Raw genomic sequence first — 24,778 nt, 5'->3', positions numbered from 1 at the left:
TATGACGAGTGAACGCCTTGGCCGCATCGTCGAGGGAGCCGCGAGCGAAGTCTATATATTCGGTGCCAGGGATTTCCTGTTCCGGCTGGTGAACAAGGGTGCCCGGGACAATCTGGGATACAGTATCGAAGAGCTGGCCGGTCTCACCCCGTGGGACCTCAAGCCGTTCATTACCCGCGACGCCTTCCTCGCCCTGATTGAGCCGCTTCAGGCGGGCAAGGTCGAAAGGCTGGACTTCGACACCGTTCACCGGCGCAAGGATGGAACGGACTATAACGTCGCGGTGAAACTGCAGTTGTTCGTCGATGGCGATGACGCCGTTTACTATGCGGCGATCCAGGACACGACAGACTACCGCCGCATCGAGTCCGAGCTCCGGGACACGGCCCGGAGACTCGACGGCATACTCAGCAATACGACCATGTCCGTCTTCCTGATGGATGAGCGACAGCACTGTGTGTTCATGAACCGGGCGGCCGAGAAGCTCACCGGATATGCGTTTCACGAAACGACCGGACGCCCGCTGCACGATGTGATCCACCATACCCGTCCGGATGGCTCGCCCTTCCCGCTCTCGGAGTGCGCCATCGACCGGGCCTTCCCCGAGAAGGCCGGAACGCAGGGTGAGGAGGTCTTTGTCCATAAGGACGGCTCCTTCTACCCGGTCGCCTTCACCGCAAGCCCGATCCGTGACGACGAAGCGCACGTCATCGGCACTGTGATCGAGGCGCGAGACATCAGCGAAGAAAAGCGCAGGGAGGAAGCGCGCAAACTTCTGATGCACGAGGTCGACCACAGGGCGCGCAACGTGCTTTCGATCGTGCAGTCGCTCACGCGGCTGACGCGCGCTGATGATCTTGAAACCTACAAGCAGGCTCTGGTCGGGCGCATCAGCGCCCTGGCGCGAGCCCAGACATCCCTGGCCAGCCGGAAATGGGAAGGCGGGCTTCTGGGGGACGTCGTCCGGGAAGAGCTGGAAGCACTCTGCCCCAAGGAAAGCGTGGATGTGTCGGGTCCCGAGGTCGAGCTTTCGCCCGAGCAGGTCCAGCCAATCAGCATGCTGCTGCATGAACTTGCGACCAATGCCAATAAATACGGGGCGTGCAGCAGTGGTAGCGGCCGTGTCTCGGTCACCTGGACGCTTGACGAACGTCAGGTGAGGCTTGTGTGGCACGAGTCCGGCGGTCCGGAGGTCGTCGCGCCCACGCGCGAAGGCTTCGGGTCATCGCTCAAAGCCAGTGTCGTAAGCCAGTTGAACGGCACCCTCAGTCGCAAATGGGAGCCGACGGGGCTGGTTGTGGAAGTCGCGTTTCTGCTCTGAAACCTGGAGGGGCTAGTTCCGCGCACACGGCCAGCGCGTCATGGCCAGCCTGGTCGTCGAGCCCCAGCGCGTCGGGCGTTGTGTGAGCTGAATCCGGTCTCCGACCCTGCAGTCGTATCGTGTCGGCACTTCGATCCGAACGATGCGTCCTTCCAGCTTCACAGAGGCAGAAGCGTGGGATCCTCCGTAGGTTTCCCGCATGCCGATCGCCGTGATCTCCCCTTCCAGGTGCCTGACTGGCCCTGTGGGCAGCAAAGGGATCAGAAGCGCGATGAACAGGATCGCCACGCAAAGGATCAACAGCGGAACGCCAAGGGCTTCCGAGTTGACAGCAAGGAAAGAACGGAAGCTCGGCCGAGAGGATTTTCGACCGGGCTCCATCTTCACCCCACCTGCGCCCGATGCCTCAGCATGGCGTCGGCCAGGACGCAGGCGGCCATGCCCTCGACCACCGGGACGGCGCGCAGGGCGACACAGGGATCGTGGCGGCCTTTGGTGCGAAGTTCGGTCTCGGTGCCGTCGCGGGTGATGGTCCGGCGCGGAGTCAGGATGGAAGAGGTCGGCTTGAACGCCACGCGCGCCGTGATCGGCTGGCCGGTCGAGATGCCGCCCAGAATGCCGCCGGCATGGTTGGACAGGAAGACGGGTTGGCCGTCCGGACCCAGCCGCATCTCATCGGCATTGTCCTCGCCCGACAGTTTGGCCGAGGCGAAACCGGCACCGATCTCGACTCCCTTGGCGGCATTGATCGACATCAGGGCGGCGGCCAGTTCGGCGTCCAGCTTGGCATAGAGCGGGGCGCCCCAGCCGACCGGCGCGCCCGTGACCTCGAGCGCCACCACGGCCCCGATCGAGGAGCCGGCTTTTCGCACGTCATCCAGGTAGTCGGACCAGGGCTGGACGACCTCAGCCGAAGCGGCAAACAGCGGATTGCCCTGCACGGCGTCGAAATCGAGTGCATCATCGGGAATGCGGTGCGGGCCGATCTGAACCACGCCTGCGCGGATGGCGATGTCGGGGCCAAGGATCAGGCGGGCGACGGCACCGGCCGCCACCCGCAGGGCGGTCTCGCGCGCCGAGGATCGGCCGCCGCCGCGGTGATCGCGCACCCCGTATTTGGCCTGATAGACATAGTCGGCATGGCCGGGACGGTAGGCACGGGCGATCTCGCCATAGTCCTTCGAGCGCGCATCCTCATTGTCGATCATCAGGCTGATCGGCGTGCCGGTGGTGACCGGACCATCCCCGTCGTCGAAGGTACCCGACAGGATGCGAACCGTGTCGCTCTCGCGCCGTTGGGTGACGAAGCGGCTGCCGCCGGGCTTTCGCTGGTCCAGCCAGGGCTGGATGTCGGCCTCGGTCAGCGGGATCCGTGGCGGGCAACCGTCGATGACGCAGCCGATGGCCGGCCCGTGGCTCTCGCCCCAGGTGGTCACGCGAAACAGATGGCCGAAGCTGTTGTGGGACATGGCCCTCTGGCCTTAGGCCGCGAGGCGGGGCGTCGTCCAGACCCGGGCGAAGCGGTCCAGCAGATGTTCGGCAGCGGACGGGGTCTCTTCGGCGGGCGTCAGGGTGATGAACAGGTGGCCCTGACCATGGCGTCCGCGCGCCGGCAGGCCCAGTCCCTTGAGGCGCAGACGCACGGGCGGCTCAAGTCCCGCAACCACCCAGGCGTTGCGCGGCCCGGCATGGGTCAACACCTCGACGCGGCCGCCGTCCTGAAGCACGCGGGGCGCTACATCGGCCTGCATGAACAGGTCGTCGCCCAGCACCGACAGTCCGTCCGCCGCCCGGATCCGCACCGCCAGGAACAGGTCGCCGTCGTCGCGGCCGGCACCCTTCAGCCGTACATGCTCGCCGGCCCTGAGACCTGCAGGCAGGGTCAGACGAAAGGTTCGCCCCCGATGGCGGGTCGTGACCGGACCGCCGTTCAGCGCCAGCATCGGATCGATCGACAGGGTGGGCAGGGGGGCCGTGCGACGGAGCGGCGGCGCCAGGGCCGGGCGCGCCGGGCCCTCGGCCTGGATCACGTGCCAGGCGGCGATGACGTCGCGGAACCGCTCGGCATCGCCGGCCGGGTGGTCGGGACGGGCCGCCTTGACCGCGCGCAGGAAGGCCTGACGCGTCGTCTCATGGTCGACCGGACCGGGCAGGCCCAGCACCGCCAGCGCCTGGTGATAGGTCAAAAGGGAGGTGTCGGGGCCGCTCATGGCGACCAAAAGCCACGAACAGGGTCAATGCCGGGTTAACCGTGACGCTGGCTCTCGCGAACCGGCGTGAGCGGCGCTAGAGAGAGGGCATGAGCATCCCCGTCATCCCGCCCAGTCCGTCGCGTGAGGAATATGCCCGCGACTATGCCGCCGCGCTTGCCGCCAACAGCGATGAGGCGGACTTCGCCTGCGACGAGCCGTTCGCCCTGCTGGAGCGGTGGCTGGCCGACGCCGGGGCGCATGAGATCAACGACTCCAACGCCATGGCGCTGGCGACCGTCGACGCCGACGGACTGCCCGACTGCCGGATGGTGCTGCTGAAGGACGTCAGCGCCCAAGGCCTGACCTTCTATTCCAATCGCGAGAGCGAAAAGGGGCGGCAGCTTGACGGCCAACCGCAGGCGGCCCTGATGTTCCACTGGAAATCGCTGCGGCGGCAGGTGCGGCTGAGGGGGGCGGTTGAACCGGTCAGCCCCGCCGAGGCCGATGCCTATTTCGCCAGCCGCGCCCGTGAAAGCCGCATCGGCGCCTGGGCCTCGGCGCAATCCCGACCGCTTGCGGACCGCACCGAGCTGGAGGCGGCCGTGGCGCGAGAAACCGCGCGCTTCGAGGGGCAGGACGTTCCGCGCCCTGGAGGATGGACCGGCTGGCGGCTGGTCCCGACCCAGGTCGAATTCTGGCGGGATCGCCCCTTCCGCCTTCATGATCGACTGCGGTTCGATCGCGCGGACGTGGATGCGCCGTGGCGGACGCAGCGGCTGTACCCCTAAGGGTCAGGGAATCTGATCGTTGGCGGCGGCATCCAGATTGGGGCCCGCATAGCGGGCCAGGAAGGTTTCGACGGCGTCCGCGGCGATCTGCTTGTGAGGGCGTCGGATCGACAGGGTGTCGCCCGTGACCATCGGCACAAAGAACACCGGGTGCTCCAGCATCCCCATCAGCTGACCCGCCGCCCAGGATGGCTTGTCGCAGACCAGTTCGCCGCGTTCGGTCAGGGCCTCGATCGCCTCGACGAGGGTCGCGCCAATCCGGGTCTGGCCGCGCTCATAGAAGTGCAGGGCCATGGCCGAGAACCGGGAGCGTTCGGCCATCACCAGACGGAAGACCGAGGTCACCAGTGGATCGGCCATGAAGGCGACATAGGCTTCGCAGAACCGGGTCAGTTGGCACCGGGCAGGACCATCCACGGAGCGGACATCGTCCATCTGGCGCGCGAACTCATCCGAGGTGTCGTCGATAACCGCCTGGAACAGCTCGGCCTTGGACGGGAAGAAGGTGTAGAGGGTGGCGGTTGAGACCCCGGCTTCGCGGGCGATCGGCTCGACCCGCGTGGCGGCGAATCCGTGGGCCATGAAATGCCGCCGGGCTTCGACCAGCACATAGCGCCGCCGGGGGTCATCACTGTCGTCAGGGATGGGAGCGGCCGGCTCGGACCGTGCGGGTTGGGACAGACTCATGGCCGCGGAGGTTGGCGTGGATAACGCTGTCCCGCAAGATGAAATTCAGCCGGTGTTACAAGGACTCAGCCAACCCAGTGTTCCAGCAGGGGATGGGTCAGTACCGGCGCGACCAGCCGGTCCACCGACTGGGGGTCGGTCAGGACCACGGCGGCGGTGGCATCGGCCACGATGAAATCGGCATGAACCTTGGCCGGTTCGGTCAGCCGCTCATGGCCGGGACGGACCGTCAGCAAATACTGGTCGATGACCGATTGCGCCGTCCGGCCGCGCTCGACCTGGTCGCGCAGCAGGCGCCGGATGAAGCGGATGTCGGACGGCGTGTCCACGAACACCCGGATGTCGAACAACTGGACCAGTGCCGGGGTGCACAGCAGGTGGGTGCCCTCGATCACGATCACCTCGGCGGCGGGAACGGGCTGGCCCCCCGGCTCGCGCCCGTGGGTCACGAAGGAATAGACCGGTGCCTCCACCGCCTGGCCCGCCTTCAGTGCCCTGAGGTGTTCATGCAGCAGGTCGTGGTCCCGCGCGGACACGTCGTCGAAATCAAACGTGGCGGCGTCAAAGTCGGGCAGGGAGGCGGCGTCGCGATAATAGGAGTCCTCGCGCACGAGGGCTGCGACCCCTTCGGGCAGGTGCCGGATCAGGGCCTCGGCCAGGGTGCTCTTGCCCGAGCCCGAGCCGCCGGTGATGGCGATCAGAATGGCCATGGATCGGATCTAGCGGAAGAAGCAGGTCAGGCCGGCGTAAAGGGCTTCGACCGTGGCATCCGGCGCATCGGACGACAGCATGCCGCCCAGCTCGCCGCTCGAGAACTCGGCACCGAGCGTCGACTCCGGGATCATTTCGACCACTCGCGCCGACTGCAGGTCGGACCGGCTGGTGCCCACGCCCACCCCGTCTGCCGTCGTCAGACCGGCCTCGTCCAGGAACCAGCCAGCGAATTCGCCGTCCTGGAATGCCAGCTGCAGGCCATTCGGATATTCGGCGAACTGCGTCGGGCCTGCCCCGCATTCGGCGTTGGTTGTCACCTCGGGGGTTTCGGTGTCCAGCAGGGTGGACACGGCGGTCAGCACCATCTCCTGCGACATGCCGAAGGGCAGGGCCCGGGCCGAGCCCTGCGCAGTGAAGGCGCGCAGGCCCTCGCCTTCCAGCGCCAGTCCGCCCTGCGCGGCTTCGGCGGTGTCCGGCGCCGCTTCCGGTTCCGCCGCAGGGGCCGGAGCGGGGGAGGGGGCCTCGGTCGTGCTGTCACAGGCCCCGAGGGCCAGCAGGGCAGCGAGGGTCAGGGCGGTGCGGGCGAGGGTCATGGTCGGGTCCTGTCGGTCGGATCGAGGAAGGTTCGTGCCCAAACTAGCCGAAAGCGGTGCGTCTGCGGCAAAGAAAGTCGCTCCCCCTGACGTTGCGTCACGTTGCCTATCCCTCACGCCGCCGATAGCTTGGCGACAAGTGCCGCGGGCAACGTCGGCCAGACCCATGAATTTCGGAGAGGAAACCGATGCTCGGATTGATGCAGGATTGGCCGCTGACGGTCGACAAGATCCTCGACCATGCGAAGAACTGGCACCCGCATCGCGAGGTCGTGACCCGCTCGGTCGAGGGGCCGATCGTGCGCACCAACTATGCCGAGATTCATGGCCGGGCCAAGCGCGTCTCCAACGTGCTCAAGAGCTGGGACGTGAAGGTCGGCGACCGCATCGCCACCCTGGCCTGGAACACCGCGCGCCATATCGAGACCTGGTACGGCATCATGGGCATCGGCGCCGTGTGCCACACCCTGAACCCGCGCCTGTTCCCGGAACAGCTGATCTACATCATCAATCACGCCGAAGACCGGATCATCTTTGTTGATCTGACCTTTGTGCCGTTGCTGGAAGCGGTCCTGCCGCACTGCCCGACGGTCGAGCGCGTCGTGGTCATGACCGACCAGTGGAACATGCCCGCGACCAAACTGCCCAAGGCGGAATGCTATGAGCAGCTGCTGGAGGAATCCTCTGAGGATGTCGAGTGGGGCGGCTTCGAGGAGAAGACGGCCTGCGGTCTCTGCTATACCTCCGGCACGACGGGTAACCCCAAGGGCGTGCTGTATTCGCACCGGTCGAACTTCATCCATACCCTGCTGGGCCTGCAGACCACGGTACTGGGCGCGACGCCCAGCGAGGTGATCCTGCCGGTGGTGCCCATGTTCCATGCCAATGCCTGGGGCATTGCCTTCGGCGGTCCGGCGGCAGGCTCGAAGCTGGTCATGCCGGGCGCCAAGATGGACGGTGAGGCCATCTATGAGCTGCTGGAAAGCGAGGGCGTGACCTTCTCGGCCGCCGTGCCGACCGTCTGGCAGGGCCTGCTGGCCCACCTGCGCGAGCACAAGCTGAGGCTGTCGACCGTCAAACGCGTCCTGATCGGCGGCTCGGCCGTGCCGGAAAGCCTGATCCGCGCCTTCAACGACGAGTTCGGCATTGAGGTGTTGCAGGGCTGGGGCATGACCGAGACCTCGCCGATCGGCACCCTGTCGAACCTGACCCCGGAACTGGCCGCCCTGCCGTACGACGAGCAGATGAAGTGGCGCATCAAACAGGGGATGCCGCCCCTGGGCGTCGAGCTCAAGCTCAAGAACTACGCCGGCCAGGAAATGCCCCATGACGGCAAGACCTATGGCCGCCTGATGGTCCGCGGCCCGACCATCGCCGGCGCCTACTTCAAGGACGAGGGCGGCAAGATCCTCGACAACGAGGGCTTCTTCGACACCGGCGACGTCTCAACCATCGACGAGCACGGCTTCATGCAGATCACTGACCGGGCCAAGGACGTGATCAAGTCGGGCGGGGAGTGGATCAGCTCGATCGACATCGAGAACATCGCCATGGGCCACCCGAAGGTTGATCTCGCGGCCGTCATCGGCGCGGCCCACCCCAAGTGGGACGAGCGCCCGGTGCTGGTGATCAAGCTGAAGCCCGGGCAGGCCGAGGACAAGCAGGAGCACCTCGATTTCCTGAAGGGCAAGATCGCCAAATGGTGGATGCCCGACGATGTGGTGTTCGTCGACGACATTCCGCTGGGCGCCACCGGCAAGATCGACAAGAAGCTCGTGCGTGAGCAGTTGAAGGACTACGTCCTGCCGACGGCGCAGGGCTGATCTGATGGCGCGGCGGACCCCCGGCGGGTGGACGACACTGGCGCTGGTCGCCGGCGTGCTGTCGGCGCCCCTTGTGGTGTTCGTCGCGGTCTTCGGGGTGAGTTTCGGCTGGTGGACCCGGTTCTTCGCGCTCCATCAATTGACCTGGGGCGTGGCCCCATGGCTGTTTGGGCTTGGCACGGTCTGTGCCCTGGTCCTCCTGTGGCGGGCGCGACGCGGAGGCCTTTTCCGGGTCCTGGCGGCGGTGCTGGCCGTGGCCGTCGTCGCCGTCGGCGCATGGCTTTTCCATGGCAGTACACGCCCCTATTCGAGCGTCGACGTTGCGCCGAGAAGCGTTTCGACGAATCCGTCGGAGCCGCCCCCGTTCTCCACCCGACTGATGGCCGAACGGTCGGAATCCGGTGGCGCACGGGAGCAGGACCTGAACGACGCTGCCTGTCCCGGCGTCGCCTCCATTCCGAGACAGGTGCTCGCCGAAGATGCCACCGCGGCGCTGCAGCGCGCAGGCTTCACGCCCCTTCCGTCTTCGCTGTTCCGGGTCGAAGGGACCCACACGGGGCTCTGGTTCCAGATTCAGCATGACGCCACCATCCGCATCCGACCCGGGCGAACGGACGTCCGCGTCGCGGTCCGCGAGAACCTCGTTCCGGATGATCAGGCATGCCGCCTGCTGGCCCGGATCGTGGCGGAGCTTCAGCCGCGCAGCTGATAGACGGTGGTCGCTGACGGCGCCCCGTTCGCCTCGACGTCCCCCCGTCGCTCAAGCCGGATCAGATGCGCCAGCAGCGACTGGGCGGCCGCCGGCCACAGACGTTCGTCCACGGCGGCATAGAGGGTCGGCACCATCTCCCGCGCGGTCGACGGGCCCCTCGCCAACACCTCCAACAGCTGGTCGTCCCGGCCCAGCCGGTGTGCCTTCAGCGCCTGCAGAAAGGGAAGGGGGGCCGTGACCGGCCCGCCGTGTGTGGGCCACAGGGTATGGAAACCGGCCGCCATGACCCGGTCCAGACTATTCAGATAGGAGTCCATGTCGCCCTCGGGCGGCGAGACCACACTGGTCGACCAGCCCATCACATGGTCGCCGCTGAACAGGGCATTCTCCTCGCGCAGGGCAAAGGCCAGGTGCTCGGGCGCATGACCGGGCGTGGCCAGCACCTCCAGCGTCCAGCCGTCGCCGGTGATACGATCACCGTCAGCCAGATCCTGATCCGGCGACAGGGCCGGATGCGCCAGAACCGGCGCCCGCACGGCCTCGGCAAAGGGGCGGGCCAGGGGCAAGTGGTCGGCATGGCCGTGGGTGACCAGGACGTGACTGACGGTCTGGCCTTCGACGGCGCCCAGCAAGGCCGCAAGATGAGCGTCATCCGCCGGGCCCGGGTCGATCACGGCCACAGCATCGGCATCCCCGATCAGGAATGTGCCCGTCCCGGCAAAGGTGAAGGGGCCGGGATTGTTGGCCAGCACCCGCCGGATGCGCGGCGTCAGGCGCTCGACCTGACCGTACAGGGGCGTGAAATCGCGAACGAGCGGGATGGGCGGCGGGCTCACGCGGGCCGGCCCGAGAGCTGGCCCGGAGCTTGCGTTAAGAGCTCGTAAACCCTTCGTGGAGTGCGCCTCATGGCCCGAACCCTGGCTCTGGATGTTTCAAATCGGCTCTTGCCGGTGGCGATGGCCGTCCTGTGTATCATGGCGAGCCAGCTGGTGGTGGCCTCCTGCACACCCGAGCCTGTGCCCTACGCGTCGCGCGTCGCGATCGTCAGATAGGCGACTCAGCCCGGATTCGCACCGGCGCAAATCCACCGGCCCCCCCATGACACGCGACAGCGAGATTTCCGGAACGTCGATTCCCGACGGCGGGTGCGGCCGGTTCTATCCTCGCGTGCCAGGCGAATGCCCGGAAGAAAAGTCTTAGACTACATAGACATATCGTGACTGTGGCTTGATTGCGACAATGTCGCGACGAATGGGTTACCGGCCTGTAATTATCGTGCGCTGCTGAAGATGCGGGTTTAGGGTTGGCCTCAGTCTGTGTGCATTGGGGTGCACGGATAATGGTTGTCGAGGCGCGGGGGACCTACTGGATCTTCGTCTCGGCCACAGGAGGACCACAGTTTGAAAACCCAGACCATTCGCCAACGTCTGCTGCACTCGACCATGATCGGCGGAACCGCCCTCATGGCGCTTGTGGCAGCTCCGGCCGTCGGCCTGCTGGCTCCCAGCACCGCCATGGCCCAGGACCTGGTGCAGGGCGCCGTATCCGGCACCGTTGAAACGCAGTCGCAGACGCCGGTCGCCGGCGCCACCGTGACGCTTCAGTCGGTGTCGCAGGGCTTCACCCGCACCTATACGACCGACGCCTCGGGTTCGTTCCGCGCCATCGCCCTTCCGCAGGGCCGCTACACCGCGACCATCACGGCGCCGGGCTATGCCTCGCTGTCCGACACCATCTCGGTCGGCTCGGGCGGCACGACCTCGGTCGTCTTCACCGTCGGTAGCGCCTCGGGCGCCTCGACCGTCGATGACATCGTCGTCGTCGGCGTGCGTCAGGCTGTGTCCGAGTTCGACGCCACGACCACCGGTCTGACCGTCAACGTCGAAGAGCTGTCGCGGAACGTGCCGATCGCGCGTAACGCCGGCGCGGTGGCCCTGCTGGCTCCGGGCGTGACCGCTTCGGATGGCGCCTTTGGCGGCATCCCGACCATCGGTGGTGCCTCGGCTGGTGAAAACACCTACTTCATCAACGGCCTGAACATCACGAAATTCCGTGACTTCACGGGCTCGTCGCAGGTTCCGTTCGAGTTTTACCAGACGCTGGAAACCAAGACCGGCGGCTATTCGGCCGAGTTCGGTCGCGGCACCGGCGGCGTGCTGAACGGCACGACCAAGTCGGGCGGCAATGAGTGGGAATTCGGCATCACGGCGTATTGGGAGCCGGACAGCCTCTCCTCCGACTCGCCTGACACCTATGCCGCGCAGAACCGCTTCGACGAAGGCGAGTCCTCCGACATCATTCTCGATTTCGGCGGTCCGATCATCCAGGATCGGCTGTTCATCTTCGGTCTGGTCAACTTCCGTGACCGTGAGTTCGTCAACATCGGTTCGCCGACCGACGATCCGGACTTCGGTCTGGGTGCCAACGGCACGCGCGTGACGTCGGACGATCCGTTCTACGGCGCCAAGGTCGATTTCCTGGTCAACGACGATCACCGTCTGGAGTTCACCTACTTCTCGGATGAACAGACCCAGGAAACCAGCAACATCTACGTCGATGCCGATGGCCAGTATGTGGGTGAGTTCACCCCGTCGACGTTCGAGTTCGGTGGTGAGAACTGGATCGCCCGTTACACCGGTGTCTGGACCGACTGGCTGACGACCTCGATCGCCTATGGCGTGAATGAGTACAACGAGCAGGGTTCTTCGCCCGGCGATGACTGTGCCCTGATCACGTCCACCGCGACCTCGGATCCCCGTCGCGGTTGCTGGGGCCTCGGACAACCCTCGCTCAACCAGGACGAGCGGACGGTTCTCCGCGCCGACGTCGACATCTATGTCGATTTCCTCGGCTCGCACCACTTCCGCTTCGGGCTGGATAACGAGACCCTGGAATCCTACCAGGAGCTGGATTATTCGGGCTCGGGCTACAACTACTGCCGTCCCGGCGGGTTCTCGGCTACGATCGCCTGCACCGGCGATGTCACGGGCGGTATCTGGTATCGCTACCAGAACCACTTCTCGGACACCAACTTCCCCGCCGGCCGTCCCGACCTGGAAGGCTCGCCGCGTCGTGTCCGTATCCGGGCCTATGACAACGACGGTGGCTGGAAGTCGACCCAGAACGCCTTCTACCTGCAGGACTCCTGGCAGGTGACGGATCAACTGACCCTGAACCTGGGCATCCGGAACGAAGGCTTCGAGAACGAAAACCTCGCTGGCGTCGCCTTCATCGACCTTCAGAACCAGTGGGCTCCGCGTCTGGGCTTCACCTACGACGTCACGGGCGACCGCACGTCCAAACTGTTCGGTTCGTATGGCCGCTACTTCCTGCCGGTGGCCGTTAACACCAACCAGCGTCTGGCCGGTGCCGAGTTCTTCATCTCGGATACCTGGAACCTGGACCTGACCGGTGGACCGAACGATCTGAACGCCGACGGTATCCACGACACGACCGACGAGCCCATTCTGGGAACGCTGGCGGGCGTCGGCACCTTCGGTGACGGTTCGCTGAAAGCCACCAACACGACGGTCGATGAAGAAATCGATCCGATGTACGTGGACGAGTTCATCCTGGGCTACCAGCAGCAACTCTGGGATGGCTGGACCCTCGGTATCTCCGGCACCTATCGTGAGCTGGGCACGGCGATCGACGACGTGGCCATCGACGCCGCCGTTCTGGACTATTGCGAGAACGTGGCGACGGACCTGACCTACACCCAGTGCTATTCGGTGTGGTACGGCTTCCACCAGTACGTCCTGACCAACCCGGGCGAAGACATGGTCGTCACCCTGTCTGGCGACGATCTGTCGGCAGCCACGGGCGGCCTGGTCACCGAGGACCGTCGTCTGACGTTCACGGCGGAGCAACTGGGTTATCCCGAGCCCGAGCGGACCTACAAGGCCGTGGAAATCTCGATGGAGAAATCCTTCGACGGTATCTGGGGCGCCCGGTTCAGCTACGTCTGGTCTGAAAACGAAGGCAACTACGAAGGTGCGCTGAAGTCCGACAACGGCCAGACCGACCCCGGTCTGTCGCAGGACTTCGACCAGCCGGGTCTGACCGACAACGCCTATGGCTATCTCCCGAACCACCGGGCCCATAGCTTCAAGGTGTTCGGCAACTGGCAGGTCACGCCGGCACTGAACATCGGGGCCAACCTGATCATTCAGTCGCCCCGTAAGTTCGGCTGCATGGGTGAACATGCCACCGACGACTTCGCCTATCAGTACGCTAACTCGTCCTGGTTCTGCGATCTCGACGGCAACGGCACTCTGGAACCCTCGCCCCGTGGGTCGCAGTTCGAGAGTGACTGGCTGCAGAACGTCGACATGACCTTCGCCTACAACCTGTCGGAGGTCTTCAGCATCCCGGGTGACTCCCTGGTGCTGCGTGCCGACATCTTCAACGTGTTCAACTCGGCGTCGGAGATCGACTACAACGAGTTCGGCACCCTGGGGGATATCGCTGCCGCCGGCTTCATCGGCGTCGATCCGAACCTGCCTTCGTCGCTGAACCCGAACTACGGGCGTCCGACGGCCTACCAGGCGCCGCGTTCGGTGCGTCTGAGCCTGGCCTACCGCTTCTAAGCAGTACGTCAGACACAAGATCGGGGCGGCGGACCATCGGGTTCGCCGCCCTTTTCTTTGGGGCTCGCGGGGAACCGCCGTCAAAATGCCCGGTTGAACCGTGACGCTGGCCCCCGCCTCAGGGGCCGATGCCCTTAAACGTCAGGACTGGAATGACTGTTCGTACACTTCTTCTCGGAACGGCCCTGGCCCTGGGTCTGGCCGGCACGGCCGCGGCCCAGGACGCGGTAATCCGCACGGGCGGCACCGACGCCGTCTTCGCCTCGCAGAATACCGAGCGCATGTGGGAGGCGGTGGCCTACGCCAACCCGCTGCCGCCGGGCGCACCGACCGCCGACTATCCGCTGGTGGCCTGGTGCGAGGCCATGGTCAGCGGCCATGTGACCCTGGGCGAAAGCCTTCAAACCGACGACGAACTGGATCTGGAACTGATCGAGCTGGGCCGGGCCGAAGAGCGAAAATTCAGGCGCGCGCTTGAGGTCGCCGGCCCGCGACAGAGTCGCGAAATGCTGGATCTCGCCGAGTCCGCCGCCGCCAGCGTCCGTGTCCGCTGGTCCCGCGTGATGGAGCTGGATCTGGACGCGCGCGATGAGACCTTCGGCCTGTTCTTCGGGCTGCCCGGCCGGTGCGAGCATGCCGCCCGCCGGATCCGCGAGAACGTTACCACGCCGCCCGCGACCCTGGCCGAGGTCGGACTGGAACCGGGTCCCGCCGCCGAATAGGGCTCAGGCTGCGTCGCTCCGCGCGGCCCGGCCCGGCTGGTAGTTGAGGATCGGGGCCAGCCAGCGTTCGGCCGTGGCCACGTCCCAGCCCTTGCGGCGCGCGTAATCCTCGACCTGATCGCGGTCGATCTTGCCAACGCCGAAATAGTGGCTGCCCGGGTGCCCGAAATAGAGGCCCGAGACCGAGGCCGGGGGCGTCATGGCATAGCTTTCCGTCAGCGCCATGCCCGCATTTTGCTCGGCGTTCAGTATACGGAACAATGTCGCCTTTTCGGTATGGTCGGGCTGGGCCGGATAACCGGGGGCGGGGCGAATGCCCTGATATTGCTCGGCGATCAGAGCGTCGACGTCCAGGGCCTCATCCGGTGCATAGCCCCACAGTTCGGTGCGCACCTTGCGATGCAGCGCCTCGGCAAAGGCTTCAGCCAGCCGGTCGGCCAGCGCCGTGGCCAGGATGGCGGAATAGTCGTCGCCCGCGTCCCTGAACCGCTTGGCAATCTCAAGCTCACCATGGCCCGCCGTCACCGCAAAGGCGCCGATGTAGTCCTCGCCCTGTTCGGCGACGAAGTCCGACAGCGCCAGATTGGGCTTGCCGTTCGACTTCTTGATTTGCTGACGCAGGGTGTGGAACCGGGCCAGCTCGTCGGTGCGGCCTTCGTCGGTGAAGACCACGATGTCGTCCCCCTCGGCCTTGGCGGGCCAGAAGCCGACCACGCCCTTCGCCGTGAACCACTTTTCGGCGATGATCCGCTTCAGCATCGCCTGGGCGTCCTTGAACAGGTCGCGGGCGGCCTCGCCGACCACCTCATCGTCAAGGATCATCGGATAGCGGCCGATCAGCTCCCAGCTGGCGAAGAAGGGCGTCCAGTCGATGTGGTCGGCGAGGTCCTGCAGGTCCCAGGCGTCAAACGTCCGTGTACCGATGAATGACGGCAGGGCGGGCAGGGCGGCATCCGCCTCCGCCCGCCAGCGATTGGCCCGGGCGTCGGTGATCGAGGTCCGCGCCTTGGTGGCCTGGCTGCGGGCATACTGCTCGCGGATGCGGACGTATTCGTCGCGCGTGATGGCCTCATTCTTCGCGCGCTCGTCCTTCGACAGTAGGCCCGAGACGACCCCCACCGCCCGGCTGGCATCGACGACATAGGTGGTCAATCCGCGATGATAGGCCGGTTCGATCTTGACCGCCGTATGGGTCCGGCTGGTGGTCGCGCCCCCGATCAGCAGGGGGATGTCGAACCCGCGCCGCTCCATTTCCGAGGCGACGAACACCATCTCGTCCAGGGACGGGGTGATCAAACCCGACAGGCCGATGATGTCGACCTTGTGCTCAATCGCGGCGTCCAGGATCCGGTCGGCCGGGACCATGACGCCCAGGTCGATGACCTCATAGTTGTTACACTGCAGGACGACGCCGACGATGTTCTTGCCGATGTCGTGGACGTCGCCCTTGACCGTGGCCATCAGGATGCGACCCGCCTGTTCGCGCGGTTTGCCGGCCTTTTCGGCCTCCATATGGGGCTCCAGCCAGGCCACGGCCTGTTTCATCACCCGCGCGGACTTCACCACCTGCGGCAGGAACATCTTGCCCGAGCCGAACAGGTCGCCGACCACGTTCATCCCGTCCATCAACGGACCCTCGATGACGTGCAGCGGCCGGTCGAACGACAGCCGCGCCTCCTCGGTGTCGGCGTCGATGTATTCGGTGATGCCGTTGACCAGCGCATGCTCGATCCGCTTGCCGACCGGCTGGTCGCGCCATTTCAGATCGACGACCCGCGCCGCGCCCTTGTCGCCCTTGTAGTTGGGGGCGAGGTCGACCAGCCGCTCGGTGTTCGAGACATCGGTCCGCTGCGGCCGGTTCAGGATCACGTCCTCGACGGCCTCGCGCAGAACCGGGTCGAGCGTGTCATAGACGGGCAGGTCGCCGGCATTGACGATGCCCATGTCCATGCCGGCCTGGATGGCGTGGTACAGGAAGACGCTGTGGATCGCCCGCCGCACCGGCTCATTGCCGCGGAAGCTGAACGAGACATTCGACACCCCGCCCGACACCCGGGCGTAGGGGAGGGTCTCTTTGATGACCCGCGTCGCCTCGATGAAGTCGACGGCGTAGTTGTCGTGCTCCTCGATCCCCGTCGCCACGGCGAAGATATTGGGGTCGAAGATGATGTCCTCGGGCGGAAAGCCGACCTCGTCCACCAGGATGCGCCAGGCCCGGGTGCAGATCTCGATCTTGCGCGCGGCGGTGTCGGCCTGGCCGACCTCGTCGAAGGCCATGACCACCACGGCCGCCCCGTAGCGCAGGCATTTCAGCGCCTGTTCGCGGAACTCGGCCTCGCCCGCCTTCATCGAGATGGAGTTGACGATCGGCTTGCCCTGAACGCACTTCAGCCCCGCCTCGATCACCTCCCATTTGGAGCTGTCGATCATCACCGGCACACGAGCGATGTCCGGCTCGGCCGCGATCAGATTGAGGAAGGTCCGCATGGCGACGGCGCCGTCCAGCAGGCCCTCGTCCATATTGATGTCGATGATGGCCGCACCGGCCTCGACCTGCTGGCGCGCCACGTCCAGCGCGGCCGCATAGTCACCCGCGACGATCAGCTTACGGAACTTGGCCGAGCCGGTGACATTGGTCCGCTCACCCACATTGATGAAGGTGGGACGCATCAGGCGTAAGCCACCCAGCCATGCCAGTTCATGGCGTGGTAGAAATGCTCGATCTCGCGAAAGCCTGCCTCGGCCAGGAGGGCCTCGTCACGGGCCGCGGTGGCGAGGCCGGGATTGCCGCGGTGACTGCCCCGAGCGGTCTTCAACGTCTCCGGATCGACGCCATTGGCCGCCGCGAAGGCGACATAGCGGTCGATATTGCGATCAAACTGCGGATTGTCCGCGCTGTCGCAGCGATCCACCAGAATGAACGGCGCCCCGGGCTTCAAGCGCCGATGGATATCGCGGAGCGTCGTCAGCTTGGACCCGTCGTCCGGAATAATGCCAAGGACAAGGATCATGGTCGCGCCATCGAACGGCCCTTTCGGCGCGACCTCGGCGCCGCCCTCGATCAGGTCCACGCGGCGCATGGTCTCATCGCCCAGCACATGGCGGGCGAGGTCCAGCATCTTTCCGGCCGGATCGACACCGGTGAAGCGCCAGCCGGGACCGGCTTGGGCCAGAGCCTGGGTGTCCAGTCCGCCGCCGGCGCCGACGACCAGCACATGGCCGTCGTCCGGCACACGCTCGTCCAGCAGGATGCCGGCCATCTGCAGCACGCCGGGCTGTCCCGGCATGAAGGCGCGGGGGCCCTTTTCGATATATTTGGCGACGAAGTCGGGGTCGGCGAAATTGAAGACGGGTTTGGTCATGCCACCAGCTCGAACGGTTCGAGACCCGACAGCCGCATGGCCACCGGTCGCTCGGGGATAGCTCTCGGCGTCATCCCGGCCACCGCCTCGGCCGTGTGCCGGATATGCTCCGGCGTCGTCCCGCAGCAGCCGCCGACGATGTTGACCAGGCCCGAGGCCGCCCATTCCTCGATGAAATGCGCTGTCTCGTGCGGCTGCTCGTCATACTGGCCCATGGCGTTCGGCAGGCCGGCGTTGGGATAGGCGGCGACCAGGGTGTCGGCCACCCGGCTCAGCTCGGCGATGAAGGGCCGCATCAGATCGGCCCCGAGCGCGCAGTTGAAGCCCACGGCGAAAGGCCTGGCGTGGCGCACGCTGTTCCAGAAGGCCTCGGCCGTCTGGCCCGACAGGGTGCGGCCCGAGCGGTCGGTAATCGTGCCCGAGATCCAGATGGGCAGGGGCTCCATGCCCTCGTCCTCAAGGTCCTTGATGGCCTTGATCGCCGCCTTGCAGTTCAGCGTGTCGGTGATGGTTTCGATCAGATAGAGGTGCACCCCGCCCTCGTTGAGTGCCTTCGCCTGATGACGATAGGCGTCATAGACCTGATCGAAGGTCACGCTGCGGGCGCCGGGGTCGTTCACGTCGGACGACATCGACAGCATCTTGTTCAGCGGCCCGATCGAACCGGCGGCGAAGCGCGGCTTGTGCGGTTCTTTCGCCGTCCAGCGGTCGGCGGCGGCGCGGGCCAGTTTCGCCCCCTCCAGATTGATGTCCCACACCGACTGTGCGTCCAGCTTGTAGTCTTCCTGGGCGATCGTCGTGGCCGAGAAGGTGTTGGTCTCCGAGATGTCGGCCCCGGCAGCGAAATATTGGTCGTGGAGATCGGCGATGACGTCCGGCCGGGTCAGGCACAGGATGTCGTTGTTGCCCTTCATCTGGCCGGCGTGATCGGTGAAGCGGTCGCCGCGGAAATCCGCTTCCGACAGGTCGCTGCGCTGGATCATCACCCCCCAGGCCCCGTCGAGGACGAGGATGCGCGCCTTCGCGGCGGCATGCAGGGCCGCGATGCGGTCGGTGCGGCTCACGACACGGCCTCGCGCACGCCCAGCACCCGGCAGATGGCGTAGACCAGATCGGCGCGGTTCAGGGTGTAGAAGTGGAAGTCGGCAAAGCCCTCTTCCTGAAGGCGGGCGCACATCTCGGCGGCGACGGAGGCGGCCAGCAGGCGGCGTGTCTCCGGGTCATCATCCAGCCCGTCGAAGTGCGCGGCCAGCCAGTCGGGCACCGAAGCCCCGCACGCGGCGCTCATCCGCTTCAGCCCGTTGAAGTTCGACACCGGCATGATGCCCGGCGTCAGGGGCAGGGTGATGCCTGCCGCCCGCACGCGGTCGCGGAACCGCAGGAAGGCGTCGATGTCGAAGAAAAACTGGCTGACGGCGCGGGTCGCGCCTGCGTCGATCTTGGCCTTCAGCACATCGATGTCATGCTCGATCGAGGGGCTTTCGGGGTGTTTCTCGGGATAGACGCCGACCGAGATTTCCATGCCGCCGTGCCGGGCGATGGCGGCGGTCAGTTCGGTCGCATTGGCATAGCCATCGGCGCGCGGTCGATAGACCCCGCCGATGCCGTTGCCGCCGGGCGGATCCCCGCGCAGCGCCACGATGTGACGAACCCCGGCGGCCTTGTAGTCGGCAATGACCTCATCGACCTCCTCGCGCGAGGCCTCGACACAGGTCAGGTGGGCGGCGGGGGCCAGCCCCGTCTCCCCCAGGATGCGCTGCACCGTACGGTGGGTCCGCTCGCGGGTCGATCCGCCGGCGCCATAGGTGACCGAGACAAAGCCGGGGTTCAGCGGCTCCAGCCGCCGGATGGCCTTCCACAGGGTGGCCTCGGCCTCATCCGACTTGGGCGGGAAGAATTCGAACGACACATTGACCGCATTGCGGTTCGAGCCCGCCCGCGCCACCGGCCCCAGCGGCGACAGCAGCAGGGCGCGGGCTTCAGCCAGCGACGTCATCAGGCGACACTCCGCTTGGCATCGGCCGGGCGCACGGCGGTCCAGATCAGCACGGTCAGACCGTCCTTGTCCGGGGGCAGGGCGATGGGGGCGCTGGCCCGCAAACCGGCGTCCGCCAGCCAGCCGTTGATCTCCGCATCGGTAAAGCCCAGCCGCCGATGCTGATGCTCGTCGCGCAGTTCCTCAAGGTCGTGCGGGGCGAAATCGACGATCAGCAGCTTGCCACCCGGCATGACCAGCCGCGCCGCCTCATTGATCGCCGTGGCCGGGTCCGCCAGATAGTGCAGGACCTGATGCACCAGCACCAGATCGGCGCTCTGCGAGGGCAGGCGGGTGGCAAAGATGTCGCCGTGGCGAAGCTCGACCCTGCCGACGCCTGCCTGGGCGACCTTGGCGCGGGCGATGTTCAGCATGTTCTGGGACAGGTCCAGGCCGACGGCCATGCGCGCCCGCCCGCCCAGCAGAGTGAGCATCCGGCCCGAGCCGGTGCCCAGATCGACCAGCCGCTCGAACGGCCCCGGCCCGGCCGCGCGTTCGATGGCGGCCTCGACCGCCGACTCGCAGACATAGAGCGACCGGATGCGGTCCCACTGCGGTGCCACCTGTTCGAAATAGGCCTCGGCGGCGGCCTCGCGGTCGCGGCGCACCTCGTCAAGACGGCGATGATCCTGCTCGCTGGAGCGGTCGTCCAGCAGGTCCAGCACCGTATCGACCAGCCGCCGCGCTGTCGGGTCGGACGACAGGCGGTAATAGACCCGCGCCCCGTCAGGAAACCGCTCGATCAGGCCCGCCTCGGTCATCAGCTTCAGATGGCGGGACACGCGCGGCTGGCTCTGGTCCAGGATGTGCGACAGCTCCATCACCGACAGCTCGTCCCCGGCCAGCAGTGCCAGCACGCGCAGCCGCGTGGGCTCGCCCGCCCCGCGCAGGGCCTCTATGGTCTGATCAGCCGTCCAGTTCATGAAATCATATAAAGATATCCTTATGTGATTATGCAAGCAAAATCGGGCGACGGAACGTGCGGGCTGGCGCGTGAGTTTCCCGAGTACGCACCAAGGAGACATGGCATGTCCAAGATGGCAGCAATGACGGCAGTCAGCCTGATGGCGGTTCTGGCGGCGTGCGGTCCGGCACCGGAGCGAGAGGCGGACACCGCGCCCGTGGCGGACGGGGCGCCGGCCCCTGAAGCGACCGAGCAGGTCGCCGGCGAGGCCTCGGCGCAACCGACCGCCTCCGTCGCGCCGGTGCCATCCGATCCCCCGGAGCCTCGCCGGCGCCCACGCGGACCGGAGGGAGGCGAGCAGACCCTGCGCGGACTGGAACAGCGCATGCTGGCGGGCTTTGACCGGCTGGATATCGACGGCGACGGTCAGCTGACCCCCGACGAGCTGGCCGCCGGGGATGGCCCGGGCGGGGCGCGCATGCTGCGCCGGGCCGATACCGACGGCAACGGCACCCTGACCCGCGACGAGGTCCGGCAAGCTGCCGGCACCCTGTTCGAGATGATGGACGTCGACGGCGACGGCGTCGTCACCGAGGGCGAACGCCCGCGCCGCGACCGCTAGTCCGGCACCGGGGTCACCAGCGGCTGGCCCGCGAACAGCGCCGAAAGGTTCTGCATCAGCAGCATCAGCATGCCTTGCACCGACTCGGTCGTGGCGCCCCCGGTGTGCGGGGTCAGGACGGTGTTCGGCACATCGGCCCAGCGCTGCGGATCGGTCGGCTCGTCCTCATAGACGTCCAGCGCAGCGGCCCCCAGCGTCCCGGCCCTCAACGCCGCGATCAGGGCGTCCTCATCCACCAGACTGCCGCGCGCCACATTGACCAGCAGGCCGGATGATCCCAGTGCCGCCATGACCCCGGCGTCGATCAGACCGCGATTGTCGTCATCAGCCTTGCAGGCCACCACCAGGATGTCCGAGCCCCGCGCCAGCTCCAGCAGGGTCCCGGCCCTTGGCCATTGCACGTCCTTGGGCCGCGGCCCCCACCACTGGACCGACATCCGCAGCGCCGCGGCCCGCTCGGCCACCGCCTGACCGATCAGGCCCATGCCGACGATGCCGACCCGGGCCCCCTTCAGCGACGGGGTGATCAGCCGCGCCTCGGGCGTCCAGCCCCCGCTGCGGAGACTGCGGTCGCCCTCGACCAGCCGGCGCCGCGAAGCGAGGATCAGCCCGATCGCATGGTCCGCGACATCCTCGTGATTGACCCCCGGCGCATGGGTGACCGGCAGGCCCCGCGCCCGGCACCAGGCCACATCGATCCCGTCATAGCCCGATGTGAAACAGGCGATCAGCCGCAAGGACGGCAGCCGCTCGATCAGCGCCGCATCCAGCGGAAACTCGCCCGCCACCACCAGCGCCTGGATGTCCCGCTCGGCCTCGACCGGCGGATGCTCCCAGAACCGGTAGACGTCATAGGTCGACTCCAGAAAGCCGGTCAGCGGTGCCAGATGCCGCTGCATGATCAGGACTGCGGGGCGTTGGGTCATGGGGCGATCCTTTCCCTTCGGCAGCCTGCTGGCAAGAGCCGCCATCCTGTCAGGGGTTTCATGCGGCCGCCTCATTCCCGACCCAATTCGCTACAAGTGTAGCGCTACAAATGTAGCGAGCTTCCCATGCCCCCGACCTCCATGGATCAACTCCCCCGGCGCGAGCGCGAAGTGTTCGAGACCCTCTATCGTCTGGAGCAGGCGACCGCCGCCACCCTGCGCGGGGTGCTGGCCGATCCCCTCAGCGACTCGGCGGTGCGGACCCTGCTTAGCCGGCTGGAGGCCAAGGGGCTGGTCCGGCGCACGGCGGGACCGGACGGCTTCATCTATGCCCCGGTGCCCCGCACCGACGCGGTGGCTGAGGGTGCCCTGAAACGGATGGTCGAGACCTTCTTCGCCGGTTCCGCAGCCAGTGCGGCGACCGCGCTTCTGGGGCTGGGCCAGACCCTGACCGCCGACGAGGCCGAGACCCTGCGCCGCACGATCGACCGGATGGGCGCGTCGGGGGAGGGGATGGAGCGCTCATGATCGCCGCCCTGATCCTGTCCCTGGCCCTCAAGTCCGCCCTGATCGCGGGCGCAGGCCTGACCTGTGCCACCGGACTGGCGCGTCGCCCGTCCGACCGGGCCGACATTCTGCGGGCGACGGTCTGCCTCTTGCTGGCCCTGCCGGTGGTGGCGCTGGTCCTGCCGGTGTGGGATCTGGCCCTTTTGCCGGCTTCGGCCGCTGCGGCTGCGCCCGAAGTCCCCGCCGGGCCGCTCTGGCAGGGCGAGATCGGACCGGTTGCCGGAGTGGCGATCGAGGCCGCCATGCCGTGGCCGTCGCCCCTTGGCCTCGCGGTTCTCGTCTGGCTTGTCGGCGGCCTGTGCGTCGCCGGTCGTCTGGTGCTGGGCATCATGACGCTGGACCGCTGGACGTCAGAGGGCCAGACCGTGACCTGTCCGGCCTGGCGTGCGGCGCTGGATCGGCTCTGCACCGGGCGTCGGCCGCGACTGGTGACCAGTGCGCGCCTGACCGGGCCGCTCAGCTGGGGCGTGCCGCCGGGTACCATCCTGCTTGACCCCGCCAATCTGTCCGACCCGCGTACCGCGGATGCCGTGCTCGCTCATGAACTGGCGCACCTCCGGCGCGGCGACTGGCTGTTCCTGATCCTGTCGCGGCTGGCGCTGGCCCTGTTCTGGTTCAATCCGCTGGTCTGGATGCTGCACGCCACGCTCGTGGCCCGCACCGAGGAGGCGGCCGATGCCGCCGCCGTCTCGCGCGTCGACCGCCAGACCTATGCCCACGCCCTCGTGCGACTGGCCAGTCCGCCCGCCGCCCACGCCGCTCTCCCGTGGAGCTCGACCGCCATGGCGGGTGATGCCCGCTCCCTCAAGAAAAGGATCGAATGCCTGATGACCGACCACTCCCCCCATGCCCGCCCCCTGACCGTGGCCGCCACTGTTGCTGCCCTGTCGCTGTTCGCCACACCGCTGGCCGCCCTGCAGGTGACGCAGGACCCGCCGCCGCCGCCGCCCGCGCCTGCAGCGCCGCCCGTTGCGCCGGCACCTCCGGCCCCGCTGCTGGCGCTCACCCCCCTGCCGCCTCTGCCCGCGCCGCCCGCGCCCCCGCCGCCGCCCCGTCGCCTGCAGGATCCGCCCGCCCCTCCGGCCCCGCCCGCGCCGCCCGCACCCCGGGCCGACACCCGGGTCATCTCCTACGGCCAGGCCACGCCTCAGGAACGTGCCGAGATCGACCGGGCGCGCGCCGAGGCCCACGTCGCCCGTCAACAGGCCGCCGTCGCCCGCGCCGAGGCGGAACAAGCCCGCGCCGATGCCGTGGTTGCCCGGGAACAGGCCGCCGTGGCCCGCCAGCAGGCCGCCGTCGCCCGTCAGGATGCCGGCCGCCAGATGGCCGAGGGGGCCGAACAGATGCGCGTCGGTGCCCGCCAGATGCGCGAGGAAGCCACCCGGCTGGAGGATCCCGCCTATCGCGCCGAACAGATCGCCCGCAATCGCGAGCGTGGCGAGACGGTCACCGACGCCGAACTCCGCGCCCTCGCCCCCCGCCTGCGGGAACAGGCCGAAGAGATGGAACGACAGGCGGTCGAGATGCGCGCCCGCGCCGCCCGTATGGGGTGAGGGCAGGGGACGGGTCTGTCCCCGAAACTAAAGAGGGGCTGCCGCGTGCGCGACAGCCCCTTTGCCGCTTCTGTCCGGGCTGCGACACGCAGCCCGGATCGTGAGCCCTACGCCCAGCCCCAGTCGTTTTCGGGCTGGAGGGCCAGGGGCAGGTCGCCGAGGGTATCGTGGACGAAGAGGTCATCGCCCCGGGCGGCCCAGAGTTCCATCCGCAGGGACAGACCGTCGGGCAGGGCATCCAGGCCGAACAGGTCTTCCCCGGCTCCGGGCAGGACCTGCGGTCCGGCATCCAGCGCCGCCTTGCCGACGATGAAGTCATCCTCGCCCAGACCCGGCAGGACCTGCGGCCCGAGGGCGTCCTTGCCGTCCGGCCCGGTGTCGGCCACCGGCAGGACCTGGGGCCCTGCGGCGTCCTTGGACACCACCACAAAGGCGTCGTCGTCCAGACCCGGAAGGATCTGCGGGCCTGCCGCCTTGCCGTCCAGGCCGAGGTCATCGGCCACCGGCAGCACCTGCGGTCCGCTGTCGGCGTCGGCCTTGGTGTCGGCACCGGCCTCGGCCGGGGCGGCTTGAGGCGCAGCAAAGCGGGCATCGTCGGCCGGGATGATCCCCGCCAGGGCATCGGCCGGAGAGGCCTGTCCCGGGAAGATGAACTGGGCCGCCGTCAG

Annotated in this window: 22 protein-coding genes; 9 read left to right on the top strand and 13 right to left on the bottom strand. The window is 67.2% G+C overall.

From position 1 onward, the window contains the following. Window position 1: 1 nt before the first annotated feature. Entirely contained in the window at window positions 2–1,321 is a 1,320-nt protein-coding gene (locus V7672_RS00110; protein WP_335622646.1) for a PAS domain S-box protein, read from the top strand. Between the two features lie 383 nt (window positions 1,322–1,704). Here the strand turns inward: V7672_RS00110 and aroC are convergent, their stop codons facing one another. Together aroC and V7672_RS00100 are read right to left on the bottom strand one after the other, a co-directional pair. Beyond that, the gene (aroC, locus tag V7672_RS00105; protein ID WP_335622645.1) at window positions 1,705–2,790 is read right to left on the bottom strand and encodes a chorismate synthase; all 1,086 of its coding nucleotides are present in this window, start codon (window positions 2,788–2,790) and stop codon (window positions 1,705–1,707) included. 12 nt (window positions 2,791–2,802) lie between these two features. Then, window positions 2,803–3,531 (bottom strand): DnaJ C-terminal domain-containing protein, encoded by a 729-nt coding sequence (locus V7672_RS00100; protein WP_335622644.1) that lies wholly within the window; start codon window positions 3,529–3,531, stop codon window positions 2,803–2,805. Between the two features lie 89 nt (window positions 3,532–3,620). Between V7672_RS00100 and pdxH the strand changes: the two genes are divergently transcribed. Next, complete coding sequence (gene pdxH / locus V7672_RS00095) at window positions 3,621–4,301, top strand: pyridoxamine 5'-phosphate oxidase (RefSeq protein WP_335622643.1); 681 nt, start codon at window positions 3,621–3,623, stop codon at window positions 4,299–4,301. 3 nt (window positions 4,302–4,304) lie between these two features. On the opposite strand, the gene V7672_RS00090 is transcribed toward pdxH, so the two are convergent. The 3 genes from V7672_RS00090 to V7672_RS00080 all read right to left on the bottom strand — a co-directional run bounded on the left by V7672_RS00090 (window position 4,305) and on the right by V7672_RS00080 (window position 6,295). Beyond that, window positions 4,305–4,988: a TetR/AcrR family transcriptional regulator gene (locus V7672_RS00090; RefSeq protein ID WP_335622642.1), complete on the bottom strand. Its 684-nt coding sequence runs from the start codon at window positions 4,986–4,988 to the stop codon at window positions 4,305–4,307. A 65-nt stretch (window positions 4,989–5,053) separates the two neighbouring features. After that, complete coding sequence (udk, locus tag V7672_RS00085; protein WP_335622641.1) at window positions 5,054–5,698, bottom strand: uridine kinase; 645 nt, start codon at window positions 5,696–5,698, stop codon at window positions 5,054–5,056. Between the two features lie 9 nt (window positions 5,699–5,707). Continuing rightward, the gene (locus tag V7672_RS00080; RefSeq protein ID WP_335622640.1) at window positions 5,708–6,295 is read right to left on the bottom strand and encodes a hypothetical protein; all 588 of its coding nucleotides are present in this window, start codon (window positions 6,293–6,295) and stop codon (window positions 5,708–5,710) included. A 188-nt stretch (window positions 6,296–6,483) separates the two neighbouring features. Here V7672_RS00080 and V7672_RS00075 point away from each other — a divergent pair, with 188 nt between their 5' ends. Continuing rightward, window positions 6,484–8,118 (top strand): long-chain-fatty-acid--CoA ligase, encoded by a 1,635-nt coding sequence (locus tag V7672_RS00075; protein WP_335622639.1) that lies wholly within the window; start codon window positions 6,484–6,486, stop codon window positions 8,116–8,118. Window positions 8,119–8,122: 4 nt separating this feature from the next. Continuing rightward, complete coding sequence (locus V7672_RS00070; RefSeq protein WP_335622638.1) at window positions 8,123–8,827, top strand: DUF1499 domain-containing protein; 705 nt, start codon at window positions 8,123–8,125, stop codon at window positions 8,825–8,827. Here the strand turns inward: V7672_RS00070 and V7672_RS00065 are convergent. Further along, entirely contained in the window at window positions 8,812–9,666 is an 855-nt protein-coding gene (locus V7672_RS00065; RefSeq protein ID WP_335622637.1) for an MBL fold metallo-hydrolase, read from the bottom strand. The genes V7672_RS00070 and V7672_RS00065 overlap by 16 nt on opposite strands. Before the next feature lie 564 nt (window positions 9,667–10,230). Between V7672_RS00065 and V7672_RS00060 the strand changes: the two genes are divergently transcribed. Next, window positions 10,231–13,419 (top strand): TonB-dependent receptor, encoded by a 3,189-nt coding sequence (locus V7672_RS00060; protein WP_335622636.1) that lies wholly within the window; start codon window positions 10,231–10,233, stop codon window positions 13,417–13,419. Between the two features lie 152 nt (window positions 13,420–13,571). Beyond that, the gene (locus tag V7672_RS00055) at window positions 13,572–14,141 is read left to right on the top strand and encodes a hypothetical protein (protein ID WP_335622635.1); all 570 of its coding nucleotides are present in this window, start codon (window positions 13,572–13,574) and stop codon (window positions 14,139–14,141) included. A 3-nt stretch (window positions 14,142–14,144) separates the two neighbouring features. On the opposite strand, the gene metH is transcribed toward V7672_RS00055, so the two are convergent. The 5 genes from metH to V7672_RS00030 are packed head-to-tail and all read right to left on the bottom strand — an operon-like array spanning window position 14,145 to window position 20,461. Continuing rightward, window positions 14,145–16,811 carry a methionine synthase gene (gene metH / locus V7672_RS00050; RefSeq protein ID WP_335622634.1) on the bottom strand — a complete coding sequence of 889 codons (2,667 nt, stop codon included), beginning with the start codon at window positions 16,809–16,811 and terminating at the stop codon, window positions 14,145–14,147. Next, on the bottom strand, window positions 16,811–17,503 hold the full coding sequence (locus V7672_RS00045) for a class I SAM-dependent methyltransferase (RefSeq protein ID WP_335622633.1): 693 nt from the start codon (window positions 17,501–17,503) through the stop codon (window positions 16,811–16,813). The genes metH and V7672_RS00045 overlap by 1 nt, the downstream gene beginning before the upstream one ends. Further along, entirely contained in the window at window positions 17,500–18,567 is a 1,068-nt protein-coding gene (locus V7672_RS00040; RefSeq protein WP_335622632.1) for a homocysteine S-methyltransferase family protein, read from the bottom strand. The genes V7672_RS00045 and V7672_RS00040 overlap by 4 nt, the downstream gene beginning before the upstream one ends. Next, window positions 18,564–19,499, bottom strand: a complete 936-nt coding sequence (gene metF / locus V7672_RS00035; RefSeq protein ID WP_335622631.1) for a methylenetetrahydrofolate reductase [NAD(P)H] — start codon at window positions 19,497–19,499, stop codon at window positions 18,564–18,566. Before metF ends, V7672_RS00040 begins: the two co-directional genes overlap by 4 nt. Continuing rightward, entirely contained in the window at window positions 19,499–20,461 is a 963-nt protein-coding gene (locus tag V7672_RS00030; protein WP_335622630.1) for an ArsR/SmtB family transcription factor, read from the bottom strand. The genes metF and V7672_RS00030 overlap by 1 nt, the downstream gene beginning before the upstream one ends. Window positions 20,462–20,566: 105 nt before the next feature. Between V7672_RS00030 and V7672_RS00025 the strand changes: the two genes are divergently transcribed. Then, the gene (locus V7672_RS00025; protein ID WP_335622629.1) at window positions 20,567–21,064 is read left to right on the top strand and encodes an EF-hand domain-containing protein; all 498 of its coding nucleotides are present in this window, start codon (window positions 20,567–20,569) and stop codon (window positions 21,062–21,064) included. On the opposite strand, the gene V7672_RS00020 is transcribed toward V7672_RS00025, so the two are convergent. Next, entirely contained in the window at window positions 21,061–21,990 is a 930-nt protein-coding gene (locus tag V7672_RS00020) for a 2-hydroxyacid dehydrogenase (protein WP_335622628.1), read from the bottom strand. The genes V7672_RS00025 and V7672_RS00020 overlap by 4 nt on opposite strands. 126 nt (window positions 21,991–22,116) lie before the next feature. On the opposite strand from V7672_RS00020, the gene V7672_RS00015 reads away from it, so the two are divergent. Next, complete coding sequence (locus tag V7672_RS00015) at window positions 22,117–22,518, top strand: BlaI/MecI/CopY family transcriptional regulator (protein WP_335622627.1); 402 nt, start codon at window positions 22,117–22,119, stop codon at window positions 22,516–22,518. Beyond that, window positions 22,515–24,110 carry a M56 family metallopeptidase gene (locus V7672_RS00010; protein ID WP_335622626.1) on the top strand — a complete coding sequence of 532 codons (1,596 nt, stop codon included), beginning with the start codon at window positions 22,515–22,517 and terminating at the stop codon, window positions 24,108–24,110. The genes V7672_RS00015 and V7672_RS00010 overlap by 4 nt, the downstream gene beginning before the upstream one ends. A 107-nt stretch (window positions 24,111–24,217) precedes the next feature. Here the strand turns inward: V7672_RS00010 and V7672_RS00005 are convergent. Further along, window positions 24,218–24,778, bottom strand: a 561-nt coding sequence (locus V7672_RS00005; protein WP_335622625.1) for a hypothetical protein, incomplete at its 5' end; no start/stop codon positions are given.

Origin of the sequence: Brevundimonas sp. (genome assembly GCF_036963785.1) — a bacterium.
GTDB lineage: Bacteria > Pseudomonadota > Alphaproteobacteria > Caulobacterales > Caulobacteraceae > Brevundimonas.
Note: the sequence above shows the minus strand (reverse complement) of the source record. Positions and strands in the feature narration are given on the sequence as shown.